The 14,759-nt window shown below is 71.3% G+C and carries 6 protein-coding genes and 4 pseudogenes; 1 reads left to right on the top strand and 9 read right to left on the bottom strand.

Translation table 11 applies throughout. The features are described from left to right. Window positions 1-10: 10 nt before the first annotated feature. The 6 genes and pseudogenes from JN350_RS09985 to JN350_RS09960 all read right to left on the bottom strand — a co-directional run bounded on the left by JN350_RS09985 (window position 11) and on the right by JN350_RS09960 (window position 7,628). Window positions 11-2,152, bottom strand: coding sequence for a glycoside hydrolase family 36 protein (locus JN350_RS09985; RefSeq protein ID WP_205462085.1), 2,142 nt, complete (start codon window positions 2,150-2,152; stop codon window positions 11-13). Continuing rightward, on the bottom strand, window positions 2,113-3,006 hold the full coding sequence (locus JN350_RS09980) for an ABC transporter ATP-binding protein (RefSeq protein ID WP_240347248.1): 894 nt from the start codon (window positions 3,004-3,006) through the stop codon (window positions 2,113-2,115). The genes JN350_RS09985 and JN350_RS09980 overlap by 40 nt, the downstream gene beginning before the upstream one ends. Continuing rightward, window positions 3,003-3,874, bottom strand: a pseudogene (locus tag JN350_RS09975) (ABC transporter ATP-binding protein). The gene JN350_RS09980 and the pseudogene JN350_RS09975 overlap by 4 nt, the downstream one beginning before the upstream one ends. Beyond that, window positions 3,871-4,905 (bottom strand): ABC transporter permease, encoded by a 1,035-nt coding sequence (locus tag JN350_RS09970; protein ID WP_205462083.1) that lies wholly within the window; start codon window positions 4,903-4,905, stop codon window positions 3,871-3,873. The pseudogene JN350_RS09975 and the gene JN350_RS09970 overlap by 4 nt, the downstream one beginning before the upstream one ends. Window positions 4,906-4,917: 12 nt before the next feature. Beyond that, a pseudogene (locus JN350_RS09965) lies at window positions 4,918-5,908 on the bottom strand (ABC transporter permease). A gap of 34 nt (window positions 5,909-5,942) precedes the next feature. Then, entirely contained in the window at window positions 5,943-7,628 is a 1,686-nt protein-coding gene (locus JN350_RS09960) for an ABC transporter substrate-binding protein (RefSeq protein ID WP_205462082.1), read from the bottom strand. A 117-nt stretch (window positions 7,629-7,745) separates the two neighbouring features. On the opposite strand from JN350_RS09960, the pseudogene JN350_RS20830 reads away from it, so the two are divergent. Beyond that, a pseudogene (locus tag JN350_RS20830) lies at window positions 7,746-8,282 on the top strand (glycosyl hydrolase 2 galactose-binding domain-containing protein); the annotation flags it as partial. Window positions 8,283-10,624: 2,342 nt separating this feature from the next. Here the strand turns inward: JN350_RS20830 and JN350_RS09955 are convergent. The 3 genes and pseudogenes from JN350_RS09955 to JN350_RS09950 form a co-directional block, all read right to left on the bottom strand. Next, window positions 10,625-12,787 carry an alpha-galactosidase gene (locus tag JN350_RS09955; RefSeq protein WP_461962828.1) on the bottom strand — a complete coding sequence of 721 codons (2,163 nt, stop codon included), beginning with the start codon at window positions 12,785-12,787 and terminating at the stop codon, window positions 10,625-10,627. Then, window positions 12,784-13,053, bottom strand: coding sequence for a Beta-galactosidase C-terminal domain (locus JN350_RS19370; protein ID WP_240347712.1), 270 nt, complete (start codon window positions 13,051-13,053; stop codon window positions 12,784-12,786). Before JN350_RS19370 ends, JN350_RS09955 begins: the two co-directional genes overlap by 4 nt. Beyond that, window positions 13,054-14,690 (bottom strand): annotated as a pseudogene (locus tag JN350_RS09950) (beta-galactosidase); the annotation flags it as partial. Between the last annotated feature and the right edge of the window lie 69 nt (window positions 14,691-14,759).

Below are 14,759 nucleotides of genomic sequence, written 5' to 3'. Positions count from 1 at the left end.
CGCGCCCCGCTCAGTGCTCCGCGCCCGCCCCCTCCGGTCGGACGCGGAGCACCCGCGCTGTGGGGGTCGCCCCGCCGTTCGCGACCTCGAGCGAGCCCGAGGCGGCGTCCCACGCCACGGACCACGACCCGAGCGCCGTCGGGAACAGCGGCTCGACGACGACCGCCTGCCCGGCGAAGCCCGGCAGCGGCAACGACACCGACCCCGATGCACCGGGCAGCGACCACACCGACAAGTACAGATCGCCCGACGCCGCCCGCAAGCCGAGCGCGAGCCACGGGTCCTCCCAGGCCGGCAACCCGAGCGGCCACACCGGCACCGACGATTCGATGACCTCGAGCACTGTCCGGTGGGCTTCGATCGCAGCACGCACGACCGCCCGCTGCGATGTGCTCATCGAATTGAGGTAGCCCGACAGGTACATCCGCCCGAGCACCCCGTTCACGAGCGACAGCTCGAACAGGTCGGGCGACATCGACGGCGCCGGGTACGCCCAGTTGCCGGCCTGCTCGGGCAGCATCGCGGCGGGGGCAGCAGCGACGATCGAGGCCGACAGCACCGGGTCCTGCTGGTCCGAGGTGGACTGCATGTGCAACCGGGACAGCATCGCGGGATCGGCGCGCATCGCTCCCGAGGCGCAGTTCTCGATGAGCAGCGACGGGTACCGGGCCTGCACGTCGTCGAGCCAGTCGAGCAGCGCTCTGCCAGCCGAGACCGAACCGTCCCACGGCCCCGTCATCGTGTTGTAGTCCATCTTGAAGAAGCTGACCCCGAGCGACCCGACGAGTCGATCGACGACCGCGTCGAGGTGCGCCCGCGCGGCCGGTGACCGGAGGTCGAGCAGGTGCCGTCCGTGCTCGGCGACCCGCACACCGTGGTGGTGCACGAAGGCGTCGTCCGGCAGGGTCGCGGCCAGCGGCGAGTGGATGCCGATGACCTCGGGCTCGAGCCACAGCCCGGCCTGCATCCCCCGCGACCGGATGTGGTCGATGACGAACCCGAGCCCGGTCGGGAACCGCGACGCGGCTTCCTCCCAGGCCCCGACGGTGTCCCACCAGTGCCCCTCGGCGTACCAGCCGGCATCGATGCAGAACAGGTCCGCTCCGGCGTCGGCGGCGGCGTCGATCAACGGCAGCAGCTTCTCGGTGGTCGGGTCGCCCATGAGCGTGTTCATGTAGTCGTTGAACACGAGCGGCAGGGCTCGATCGGCCTCGCGCACGTGCCGGAACGCCCGACGCTGCGCCGTGAGCACCTCGAACGCGCCACCGACCGAACCGGCGATCCCGACCGACACCGGCACGGACACGAACGGCTGCCCCGGAGCCACGACGGCCGTCCACTGGTGCTCCTGGTCGGTCGGCCCGCTCAGCAGCACGTACGCGTGCCGCCGGGTCTCGCCGAGCTCGTACAGCCACGGCCCGTTGTGCTCGACCTGCCAGCCGAGCGCGTAGGGCCCGGCACCAGCGGATGCAGCAGGCGTCAGCACGCCGATCGGCAGCGCCTCGCCCGTCGACCACGATCCCCGGTTCTGCACGACGGCGCGGCTGCGGGGCGGGTGGTGCTGCGCCTCGCGGTCGATGGCTGCGAGTCCGATCGACCGCAGCGGATCGGTCCGCCACCGGCTCTCGGCCGCCCAGTCGTTGTCCGCGTGCACGAGGGCCAGGTCGTCGACGCCGACGCCGGAGTCGTTCAGGAACGCCCCGGTCGCGAACGACGACACGAAGTCCACGACGTGCTCGCCGTCATCGGCGGACACCTCGGTCCACGTCTGGAAGCCCGGGACGTCGGCTCGCGCCCGGAACACCGATTCGACCTGGAGGCCCGTGGCCGCGTCCGCCTGCACGATCCGGAACCACGGATCGGTCGCGTCGTCGGACACACGCCACGAAACGGGTCGCAGTCGCGCCCCGATCGTGGAGTCCACGTGCCGGAACCCGCCCGGGAACCGCCCGTGCCCGACGGTGGTCAGCTCGACCAGCGGCTGCGGATCATCGGGTCCGTCGGCGAGCGCTCCGCCGGCCGCCACGAACGACACGAGCGCGGCGGGCTGGTCGTCGCCGATCCGGAACCGTGCCGAGAACCCCGGGGTGACCCAGTCGGCGAAGGCTCCGCTCACCGTGCGCCGACCGGTGCCGGCTCGCTCGACACCCACGCCCCGACACCGTGGTCGTAGCAGGTGGTGTTGTCGATCTTCGAGCGGTCGAGGGCGCTGCCGGAGGTGACCTTGCGGTCGATGCGCTCCGGGTCGGGGGCGGCCTCGGCGAGCAGCCGGGTGTAGTCGTGCTGCGGGTCGAGGATCACGGCGTCGGACGGCCCGCGTTCGACGACCCGGCCGCGGTAGAGCACCAGGATCTCGTCGGAGAAGTGCCGTGCGGTCGCCAGGTCGTGCGTGATGTAGAGCACGGCGAGGTGGTCCTCACGCTGCAGTCGGCCCATCAGGTTGAGCACGCTGAGCCGGATCGACACGTCGAGCATCGACACCGGTTCGTCGGCGATGAGCACCTGGGCGCCGGGGGCGAGTGCGCGGGCGATCGCGACGCGCTGCCGCTGTCCGCCGGAGAGCTCATGCGGGCGGCGGCTCGCGAAGTCCTCGTCGAGGTTCACCCGGCCGAGCAGTTCCCGCACCTTCTCGGCGGTCTCGTCGGCGCCCCGGGCTCGGTGGTGCAGCTGGAGCGGCCGGGCGATGTGGTGCTCGATCGAGTGGAACGGGTTGAGCGAGGCGAAGGGGTCCTGGAACACCATCTGCACGTGCCGGCGGTACATGCTGCCGACGACGGGGGTGCCGTCCTCGAGCTGCACGTCGATCGTGCCGCGGGTGGTGCTCTCGAGCTTGGCGAGCATCCGGGCGATGGTGGACTTGCCCGATCCGGACTCACCCACCAACGCCACGGTCTTCCCGGGCAGCAGCTCGAACGACACGTCGTCGACGGCGTGCAAGGTGGTGCGCTTCAGGCCCTTGCGGGTGTGAAAGTCCTTGCCGAGGTGGCTGACGGTCACGCTGGTCATCGGATCTCCTCGTGGACTGCGGCCGCGTGGTCGTCGACGCCGGAGCGGATGAACGCGCCGCGCTCCCCGACAGGCTCGGGAACGACTGCAGCAGCTTCTGCGTGTACGGGTGCTTCGGGTCGTGCTGGATGACCGAGGCCCGGTCGCACTCGACGACCTCGCCGCGCAGCATGATCGCGATGCGGTCGCTGATCTCGAGCAGCAGCGGCAGGTCGTGCGTGATGAAGACCACGGCGAACCCGAGCTCGTCGCGCAGTCGGACGATCTCGCGCAGGATCTCGCGCTGCACCACGACGTCGAGCGCGGTGGTGGGCTCGTCCATGATCATGATCTGCGGTTCGAGCAGCATCGCCATCGCGATCATCACGCGCTGCCGCATGCCACCGGACAGCTCGTGCGGGTACGCGGTGATGCGAGACGGGTCGACACCGACGCGGCTCAGGGCGTCCTCGGCGATCGCGCGCCGTTCCTTGCGGCCCAGGTCGCGCCGGTGTTCCTTCAGGGCGTCGTCGAGCTGCGCCCGGATGGTGGTGACCGGGTTGAGGGCGTTCATCGCGCCCTGGAACACCATCGACAGCTTCGACCAGCGCACGGCCCGCAGCTGCTCGTGCGGCAGCCCGAGCAGGTCGATGTCGGTGCCGTCGCGGTCGTGGAACGTGATGCTGCCCGAGGCGACCTTCGCCGGCGGTCGGTGCAGCCGGGTGATCGCGTAGGCCAGGGTCGTCTTGCCGCAGCCGGACTCCCCGGCGAGCCCGAGGATCTCGCCGGGGGCCAGGGTGAGTGACACGTCCTTGACGGCGTGCACGGGGTGTTCGGTCTCGTAGACGACGTCGAGGTGGTCGATCGTCAGCACGGCTTCGGCACTCATCGGACGAACTCCTTCGTGGTGCGTGCGGACCGCGAGGCGCGGGCGGCCCGCTTGGCGCGACGTTCGCGCCGCCGCTGGGCACGCACGTTCGCGAGCCGCGGGTTGATGACCTCGTCGATCGAGAAGTTCACCAGGGACAGGCCCATGCCGAGCAGGGCGATGAGCAGGCCGGGCGGCACGAACCACCACCAGGCGCCGTTCGCCAGCGCGAAGCCGTTCTGGGCGTAGAAGAGCATCGTGCCGAGCGTCGACGAGTTCGACGCCCCGAGGCCGAGGAAGGACAACCCCGCTTCCCCGAGGATCGCGGCGATCACCGCGAACACGAACTGCGACGCCAGGACGGGCAGCAGGTTCGGCAGGATCTCGACGGCGATGACCCGCCAGGGTCGTTCGCCGGCGACCCGGGCGGCGGAGACGTAGTCGCGGTTGCGGATCGACATCGTCTGCGCCCGCAGGACCCGGGCGGACCCGGCCCACGACGTGATCGCGAGGACGACGGCGATGGTCCACAGCCCGCGGGCCTCGCGCGGGACCAGGCCGGAGATGACGATGACGAGCGGCAGACCGGGGATGACGAGGAACACGTTCGAGAACAGCGAGAACGCCTCGTCCATGATCCCGCCCAGGTAGGCGCCGAGGATCCCGAAGAACGCCGACAGCACCGTGGCGAGCACGCCGACGATCAGGCCGATCTGCAGGCTGCCGCGGGTGGCGTAGGCGAGCTGCGCGAGGACGTCCTGCCCGGTCTGGGTCGTCCCGAGCAGGTTCTCGCCGCTCGGTCCCTGCAGTCCGGAGTCGCGGATGGTGGTCGGGTCGCCGACGAGCAGCGGCCCGACGACGCCGAACAACGTGACGCCGGCGACGAGGGCGATGCCCGTGACGAGCCACGGGGTCAGGGTCGGCAGAAAACGGCGGATGCCGCCCTTCGGTCGTGTCGCTCGGGCCGTGGCGATGCTCCGCGTCGACCCGGCGTCGGCTTCCTCGGCGAGTGCGCCGATGGTGGGTTCGGTGTCCTGCTGGATGTTGGTCATGGCGTGTCCTCCCTAGCTCCGCGCCCGCGTCCGCGGGTCGATGAGCCCGTACAGCAGGTCGACGACGAGGTTCGCGCCGAGGACCGCCAGGGTGATGAACAGGAAGATCCCCTGCATGAGCGCGTAGTCGTTGTTGGTCACGGCGGACAGCAGCTTCGACCCGATGCCCGGGTACGAGAACACCTGCTCGGTGACGACGGAGCCGGACACGATGAACCCGAGGGAGATCGCGAAGCCGGCGACCGAGGGCAGCACGGCGTTCCGGGCGGCGTAGTTCCGCAGGATCTTGCCGTCGGACAGCCCCTTGGCCTGGGCGGTGGTGATGTAGTCCTCGGACAGCGTCGACACCATCATGTTGCGCATGCCGAGCAGCCAGCCGCCCAGCGATGCGAGCACGATCGTCACGGCGGGCAGCACCCCGTACTGGATCGCCGAGGCGATGAAGTCCCAGTTGAACCCGGGGGTCAGGATGACGTCGTAGCCGCCCTGCGCCGGGAACAGGTGGATGCCGGTGGCGAAGAAGTACACCAGGATCAGCGCGAGCCAGAAGTACGGCACCGCGGCGAGCAGGGTGGTTGCCGGCACGAACGAGTCGAGCCAGGTGCCCGGACGCCAGCCGACGAAGGCGCCGAGGCCGACGCCGATGATGGCAGCCAGGATGGTGGCGATGCCGACCAGGGCGATGGTCCACGGCAGCGAGCCTCGCGATGACCTCGGTGACGGGGGCCGGGAAGTAGCTGACGGACACCCCGAGGTCACCGCGGAACACGTTGACCAGGTAGTGGCCGTACTGGGAGATCAGCGGCTCCGAGGAATCGCCACCGAGGAGCAGCTCGTACGCCTGCCGTGTCGCCGGGGTCACCTGCCCGCCGCGCTGCTGGAGCTTGGCGAGCAGGATGTCCACCGGGTTCCCGGGCAGCAGCCGCGGGATGATGAAGTTCAGCGTCAGTGCCGCCCACAGGGCGACGATGTAGAAGCCGATCTTGCGCAGGAAGTAGGTCATCGTCGAGTGCTCCTCGGTCGCGATCCCATCGTGGTCAGCCCTTCGCCGGCTTCAGTGCCTTGAAGATCTCGGCGTTGTCCGGGCTCGCCCAGACCGCCGGGAAGGCGTAGAGGTCGTCCTTCGTGGGCCAGCCGGTGAACTTCGCCGCGTGGAACTCACTCGTCGTGCCGCCGGTCATCACGGGGATGTACGGCAGGTCCTCGACGATGTGCTGCTGGATCGTGTCGAGTTCCGGCTGCGTGGCGGCGGTGTCCTCGGGGTTGATCGTGGCGAGCTTCGCGATGGCCTTGTCGACGTCGGGGTTGCTGTACCGCGAGATGTTCATCGGGGCTGCTGCGCCGACCTTCGCGGTGTTCGCCGTCGTGAAGTAATTGTTGTACAGGTAGTACGGGTTCGCCGTCGGGCCCTGACCGAGCGAGTCGATCGCGAGTTCGAAGTTGCCCTTGGTCTTCTTGTCGGTCCACTCGTTCCACGACGACTGCTGCGCCTTGAGCTCGATGCCCGCGGCCTTGAGCTGCTGCGTCATCGTGTCGATCGCGGTGATGTAGTCGGTCCAGCCGGTGACGACCTCGACGGTCAGCGACAGCTTCTTGCCGTCCTTCACGTAGATGCCGTCGGCGCCTTTCTTCCACCCGGCGCCCTCGAGCGACGACGCGGCGGCGGCCTTGTCGGCGGTCTCCGGCATCACGGCCGGCTCGATGTCCTTCGAGATCGTGTCCTTCTGCGTCGTGGTGAGCGCGAAGGTCGGCGAGATCTCGCTCGCGGTGTTCTCGAACGCCAGCGAGTTGAGCTGCTTGCGGTTGATCGCGTCGGCGATGGCGTGGCGCACGGCCGGGTCGGTCTGCGGGCCGGTGCAGCCGAGGTCGGTGTTCGCGCAGGTGAGCAGCGCCATCTGGTTCTGGCCGACGGTGATGCCGTCGTAGCCGTTGTAGTTGCCGGCGATGTCGTCCATGTTCGGCACCGGGCCGGTCTGCCAGTCGATCGAGCCCTGCTTGAGCGCGTCGGCGCCGGCGGTGTTGCCGGAGAGCGACAGGTAGCGGATGGTCTTCACGGCCGGGGCGCCGTCCCAGTACTTCTTGTTCGCCTCGAGGGTGAAGGCCTGCGCCTTGAAGGTGCCGAGCGTGTACGGACCGGTGCCGACGGGCTCGCGCACGACGTCGGTGGTCGGGTCGATGTCCTTCCACAGGTGCTCGGGCACGATCCAGGTCTTGCCGAGCAGGTTCGGGCCGAGCACGAACGACGGCTTGTCGAACGTCACGACGACCTTGGAGTCGCCGTCGGCCTTCGCGGTGCCGTCGTAGCCGATCGAGTTCAGGGCCTTCTGCTTCTTGAGCATGTCGAGCGTGAACACGACGTCCTTCGAGGTGAAGGGCTCGCCGTCGCTCCAGGTCGCCCCGTCGCGCAGGGTGATGGTGAGCTGCGTGCCGTCGGTGTTCCACTCGTACGACTTGCCGAGCAGCGGCTTCGGGTCGTTCGTGTTGACGTTGGTGATGAAGAACAGCGACTCGTAGATCGTGCCGACGCCGCCGATGTTCGACGGCGACCACGGGTTGAAGTTGATCTGGTAGTCGCCGGACTGTCCGGTGTAGGCGACCAGGGTCGAGGCGGCGTCGTCCTTCGTGCTGGCGTTGCCGCTCGCGCTGCAGCCGCTCAGCGCGAGGCCGGCGGCGAGGAGGACGGCGGCGCCGATGGCGAGCCGTGAACGGGTTGGGTTGAACATCGTTGTCCTCTCGGTCTGCGTCGTCGCAGGATCCACGTTGTGAGCGTGATTGTTACACGCGTAAACTAAGGCGGTCAAGGGGTCGGGTCACGGCCCCGTCACGATTGAGGAGACGCGATGGAGCGGACCACCCTGGACGGCACGTGGACGGTCGAGGCGGTGCACGGCCCGGCGCTGGCCGATGCACACCGGGAGCCGGTCGCCGCGATCGTCCCCGGCTGCGTGCACACCGACCTGCTGCGGGCGGGCCGGATCCCCGACCCGTTCGACGGCGACAACGAGGCCGCGACCCAGTGGATCGGCGACACGGTGTGGCGGTACCGCCGCACCTTCGCGTGGTCCGGCACGAGCACGGACGACCGCCACGACCTGGTCGCCAAGGGGCTCGACACCCTCGCGACGATCGAGCTGAACGGCATCGTCGTCGCCACCACCGCGAACCAGCACCGCGCGTACCGGTTCCCCGTCGGGCACCTGCTGCGCCCGGGCACGAACGAGCTCGTGATCACCTTCGACGCACCGGTGCCCGCGGCCGAGCGGCTGTCCGCCCTGCACGGCGGCGAACTCCCCCACGTCAACCACCACCCGTACAACGCGCTCCGCAAGAACGCGTCGAACTTCGGCTGGGACTGGGGCATCGACGTCGCCACGAGCGGCATCTGGAAGTCGATCGGCATCGAGTCGTGGAGCGGCGCCCGCATCGCCGCCGTCCGCCCGCTCGTCGACGTGGACCGCACCACCGGCGTGCTCACCGCGCACGTCGACGTCGAGTCCGCAGGTTCCACCGGGGCCTTCTCCCAGCACATCGGGTCGGCTCCGGTCGCAGGTGTGTCCGGTCGGGCCGGCCTGGAGGCGCGGGTCACCCTGAATCCGCACGTCACCCCCGGCGGGGCCGACGGCCACGGCGCCGCCCTGGCCGAGCAGAGCACGCCCGCCCCCGGCGCGAGCGGCACCGAGGCGGCGGCGACGCCCGTCGGGTCCGGCACCGTGCCTCCCGGCCGCCCGTCCGTGCCGGGCGCGACGTCCGTCACCAGCGTGCGCGCCGTCGTCGACGGCTCCGCCGTCGTGCGGCTCGAGGTCCCCGACGTCGCCGTCTGGTGGCCGCGCGGCGAGGGCGAGCAGCCGTTGTACGACGTCCGGGTCGAGGTCGGCGACGACGTCTGGACGGGCCGCGTCGGGTTCCGCACCGTGACGCTCGACACCGCCGCCGACGCCGGCGGAGCGCCCTTCCTGCTCCGGGTGAACGACCGGCCGGTGATCGTGCGGGGCGCGAACTGGATCCCCGACCACGCGTACCTGCCCGGGATGACGCCCGAGCGCTACGCCGACCGGATCGACGACGCGATCGAGGCGAACGTCAACCTGCTCCGCATCTGGGGCGGCGGGATCTACGAGTCCGACGACCTGTACGACCGCTGCGACGAGCTCGGTGTGCTCGTCTGGCAGGACTTCCTGTTCGCCTGCGCCGCCTACGCCGAGGAGCCCTGGCTGGCCGACGAGGTCGAGCCCGAGGTCCGCGAAGCCGTCACCCGCCTGAGCCCGCACCCGTCGCTCGTGGTGTGGAACGGCAACAACGAGAACCTCGTCGCGTACGCCGAGTGGGGCTGGCGGCCGTCGCTCGTCGGCCGGACCTGGGGCAACGGCTACTACCGCTCGCTGCTGCCCTCCATCGTCGCCGAGCTCGACCCGACCCGTCCGTACACGCCGGGCAGCCCGTTCTCGTTCGACGAGTACCTGACGCCGAACGACGAGCGGAACGGCAGCGTGCACATCTGGGACGTCTGGAACCGGCTCGACTACCGCGCCTACGCCGACTGGAACCCGCGGTTCGTGGCGGAGTTCGGGTTCCAGGGCCCGCCCGCCTGGTCGACCCTCACCGCGGTGGTGCACGACGAGCCGCTCGACCCCGACGGCCACGAGATGCTCGTGCACCAGAAGGCCGACCAGGGCAACCGGAAGCTCGCCGACGGCATGCGTGGGCACCTGCCGACGCCGACGGGCATCGAGGACTGGCACTGGGCGTCACAGCTCAACCAGGCGCACGCGATCCGCTTCGGCATGGAGTGGTTCCGGTCCCGCACGCCCGACAACACCGGGATGATCGTCTGGCAGCTCAACGACGACTGGCCCGTGGTGTCCTGGGCGCTGGTCGACCACGCGGGCATCCGGAAGCCCGTCTGGTACGCGGTGCGGCAGGCCTACCAGCCGGTGTTGCTCACCGTGCAGCCCTCTCCTGCCGGGGCTGCGGACGCGGCGGGCGCTGCTGGCGGGCTCGACGTCGTGCTCGTGAACGCGTCCGGGGCGCCGGTCACCGACGTGGTCACGGTCTCCCGCGTCGCATTCGACGGCACGGTGCTCGACTCGTCGTCGTTCTCGCTCGCCGCCGCACCCGCCGATGCCGACCGGGTCACGCTGCCGGCCTCACTCGCGGTGCCCGAGGACGCCGGGTCCGAGGTGCTCGTCGTCACCGGAGCAGGAACCCGCACGGTGTTCGACTTCGCCGAGGTCGTCGACCAGGTGCTCGCCCGCACACCGCTGTCCACGTCGGTCACGGGGACGGACGACGGGGCGGTCGTCACGGTGACGGCGACGTCCTACGCGCGGGACGTCTCGCTGTTCCCGGACCGTGTGGACCCGGCCGCTCGGGTCGACGACGGACTGGTGTCCCTGCTGGCCGGCGAGTCGGTGACGTTCACGGTGACGGGTGCGCCGGGCATCGACCCCGAGGCGCTCGTCGGCCCGCTCGTCCTCCGCCACGCGGGCTCGCTCCTCCCTGACGCGGGCCGCCCGCTCGCCGACCGTGCTGTCGGCGAGCGGGCAATCCGCGAGCGGGCGAAATGCTCGGGTTCCCAGGCCGAGCACCCGGATGTATCGCCCGCGCGGCATGCACGGACCGCGAGCGGGCGAAATGCCCGGGTTCCCACGTCAGGCACCCGGGCATTTCGCCCGCTCGGCTGGGCCGCGCCTGCACCACCGCGGCGGCCGACAGGGTCGGGTCAGTCGACGGCGGCCAGCTCGAACACGATCGCGGTCGCCGGGGCCAGCAGCGGCAGCCGCGCCCCGACGTCCTCGAGCACCGCGCCCGACAGCTCCAGGTGCCCGCGCACGAGCCACGCCGGCGGCACCATGTCGAGCCCGTGCGGCACCCGCAGCCCTGCGACAGGTGCCAGCCGGTAGCGCCGCGCGCGGTCGAGCCCCCGCATCCGGAGCGGCACCGGCAGCGACTGCGGCCCGGTCTCGGTCCGTGCGATCCGCACCAGCGCCCGCGACCGGTCGACGGCCACGACCGAGGTCGCCACGAGCCCGGGGTCGCCGAGCTCCAGGTGCCGCAGTCGCCCGGTGTGCAGCAGTCCGCGCTCCCGCTTGTACAACGCCGTCCACGCCCGCAGCCGGTCGAGCTCCGCGGGCGCCAGTCGGGTGACGTCGGTCTCGATGCCAGCGGAGCCGAACAACGACACCGCCATCCGGAAGTCCAGGTCCAGGTGCCGGCCGGTGGTGTGCGAGACCTCGGGGCCGACGTGCGAGCCGATCAGCTCGAGCGGCAGCAGTGCTTCGGTCCAGCGCTGGATCGGCAGGCGTTCGAACGCGTCGTTCGAGTCCGACGGCCACACCCGGTCCGTGCGCTCCAGCACGCCGAGGTCCACCCGGGCGCCGCCGCTCGCGCACGCCTCGATCTCGAGCCACGGGTGCCGGGCGCGCAGGGCGTCCATCAGCGTCCAGACCCCGCGGGTGTGCGCGTCGATGCCGGCACGTCCGGCGTGGACCGCGTGTACGATGTCGCGGTTCTGGTCCCACTTCACGAAGTCGACGTGGTGCGCCCCGATGACGGCGGACATCGCCTCGAGCACGTACGCCCGCGCGAGTGGGTTCGCCATGTCGAGCACGTACTGGTTCCGCCAGGTGCGGACGTCGTCCTCGGGGCGCTGCAACAACCACTCGGGGTGCGCGGCCGCGAGCTCGGACACCGGACTCACCATCTCGGGCTCGAACCACAGCCCGAACTCCATACCGAGTCCGCGGACCCGGTCGACGAGCGGCCCGAGGCCGTCCGGCCACACCGTCGGGTCGACGCGCCAGTCCCCCAGCGACGTCGAGTCCGAGCGCCGTCCGAGGAACCAGCCGTCGTCGAGCACGAACCGCTCGACGCCGATGTCCGCGGCGGTCTCGGCCAGTGCGACCAGGGGTGCGAGGCCCTGCTCGTAGTAGACGGCCTCCCACGTGTTGAGCACCACCGGCCGGGGGCGCTTCGGGTGGCCGGGACGGCTGCGGAGCGAGTCGTGCAGCCGGTCGGACAGTCCGTCCAACCCGGCGTCGCTCCAGACGAAGACGGCGTCGGGCGCCGCGAAGGACTCTCCCTGCCCGAGGACGACCTCGCCGGCGCGCAGGAGTTCCCCGGCGCCGAGCAGCGGTCGCGCTTCGGCGAGCAGGTCGTACCGGTGCACCGAGTCCGCGCTCCAGGCCAGGTGCACGCCCCACAGCTCACCCTGGGCGTCCGAGAAGCCGGGTGTGCCGAGCACGAGCAGCGTCGGAGCGTCGTGGCCGGTGCGACCGCGGCGGCTCTCCCGCGCGTGGCTGCCGGCGGTCAGGGTCCGGCGCTGCGGGGTGCGCTCCCGGGTCCAGCGTCCGGCCAGGTCGAGCACCTCGCCGACCCGTTCGCCCACGGGCAGCGTCGCCTCGAGTGCCTGCAGGTGCACGGGCACGGCGGCGGCGTTCGTCACCGTGTGCCCGACGCGCAGCACCCCCGCGGCGTCGAGCCGGAAGGTGCTCCGCAGCAGCAGTTCGTCGGACACCGCGGTCACGACCAGCACGCCCGGCTCCGCGGTCACCTCGACGTCGCGCCACCGCGGCACGAGCGGCAGCCCGTCGACGTGCCCGGCGATCGCGGGTCGTCCCTCCCACCCGTCGCGTTCGGTCGGCAGCACGGTCAGTGGCCAGGCCGCGTCGAGGGCGCTCGGTCCGAGCGGCCGTCCGAGCGCGAGCAGCACTTCGGCGCCGTCGCCGTCCGTGACGGGTCCGACGTCGCGGCCCCAGTGCAGCACCTCGGGCAGCCCGTCGTCGGCGGTCGCCAGCACGAGCGACACCCCGCCGCTGCGCAGGACCTGCACCTGCCGTCCGTCGAGTGCGCGCGCCGGCGCCGGTTCGCGGTCCACGACGGTCACGACGCACGCTCCTCGCGCAGGACGCGGACGCGACCGGCGGGCACGACGGTCTCCGGCCCGTGGCCGGAGCCGTCGAGCAGGTCCGTACCGGACGCGACGACCGTCACGTCGTCCGCGCGGTGGTTGACGAGGAACAGGAACACGGATCCGTCGTCGTGGACGCGGCGCACCGCCTCCAGGCCGGGAGGCGCGGTGACCGTCCGCGGGAGCGCGCGCTCCTCGATGACCCGGTCCACGAGCCGCTGGGTGCTCTGGGCAGGCAGCATCGCGGACACGTACCAGGCGCCGCCGCCGACGGCGCGGCGGGTGACCGCTGCGCGGTCCGCGAGCGGCCCGTTCGTGTACCGGAGCACGACGTCGGCGTCGTCGACCACGACGGCCTCGGCCCAGTCGGTGACGGTGCCGCCGTCGTCGAGCGTGCGGGTCTCGTCGCGCTGCAGCGGGGTGAACTCCTCGCTCCAGGCGCCGAGCACCTGCCGGAACGCGCCCGGGTAGCCGCCGGTGCGGATGCGGGCGGTCTCGTCGGCGACGCCGGACAGATAGGTCACGATCAGGGTCGCGCCGCGGTCGACCACTGCGGCGATCCGTGCGGCGGTGGCGTCGTCGACGACCAGCATCGTGGGGACGACCACCACGTCGTAGCCGTCGAGGTCGGCGTCCGAGGGCACGACGTCGGTGAGCACCTGCCGGTCGTGGAACGCGGCGTACCAGGTACGGAGCTCCCGCGAGTACCGCAGTGCCCGGTGCGGCTTCAGCCCGGACTGCAGCGCCCAGCCAGACGGCTCGTCGACGACGATCGCGACCCGGGCCGGTTCGACGCGGCTGCCCTGCACGGGGGCGAGGTCGCGAAGTGCCCGGCCGAGCGCGACGACCTCGCGCCAGATCCGGGTGCGGGTGCCGGCGTGCGGGACCATCGCGGAGTGGAACTGCTCGGCCCCTGCGGTGGAGGCCCGCCACTGGAAGAACAGTGCGCCGTCGGACCCGCGGGCGACGTGCACGAGGGAGTTCCGCAGGATCTCGCCCGGTTCCTTCGCCCGGTTGCGCTGCTGCCAGCTCGGGCCACCCGTCGAGTGCTCCATGAGCAACCACGGGGCGCGGTCGGCGGTGATGCCGCGCATCCGGTCGGCAGCGAGGGCGAGGTCCTGCTCGCGGTGCGGGTCGTCGACGAGCGTGTAGTGGTCGTTCGCCGGGATCGCGACGTGCTTCGCCCACTCGGCGTAGTCGACGACCTGCGATCCCGCACCGACCATGAAGTTCGTCGTGACGGGGACGTCCGAGTGCCGCTCGATGACGGCCTTCTCGGCGTCGAAGTGCCGGAGCAGGGCGTCGGACGAGTACCGCTCGAAGTCCAGGAAGAGGCCGGGGTTCGGTGCGCCGCCGACTCCGCGCGGGGGTGAGACCTCGTCGAAGGACGTGTAGGTGTGTCCCCAGAACCCCGTTCCCCATGCGGCGTTCGCGGTGTCGACGTCCCCGTACCGGTCGGCGAGCCAGCGCCGGAAGTCCGCTGCCGACTCCTCGCAGTAGCAGCGGCCGTTCCCGCCACCGAGCTCGTTGCTCACGTGCCAGAGCCGCACCGCGGGGTGGTGCCCGTACCGTTCGGCCAGGGCACCGACGATCCGCAGGGCGTGCTCGCGGAAGACCATCGACGCCGCACACCACCCGAGACGTCCACCGGGGCGCTCGCGACGTTCCGTGGCGTCCACCGGCAGCACCTCGGGGTGGGCGGTCAACAGCCAGTTCGGCGGAGCGGCGGTCGGCGTCGCGAGGTCCACCGCGATGCCGTTGTCGTGCAGCAGGGCGATGACGTCGTCGAGCCAGTCGAAGGTGTACTCCCCGGCGACCGCTCGAGCAGCGCCCACGAGAAGACCCCGATCGTGACCAGGTTCACCCCGGCCTCGCGCATCAGGCGGACGTCCTCGAGCCAGACCTCGCGCGGCCACTGTTCAGGGCTGTAGTCGCCGCCGAACGACAG

Origin of the sequence: Curtobacterium sp. 24E2 (assembly GCF_016925595.1) — a bacterium.
Classification (GTDB): domain Bacteria; phylum Actinomycetota; class Actinomycetes; order Actinomycetales; family Microbacteriaceae; genus Curtobacterium.
The sequence above is the reverse complement of the archived record's forward strand: the minus strand, read 5'-3'. Positions and strand labels throughout refer to the sequence as shown.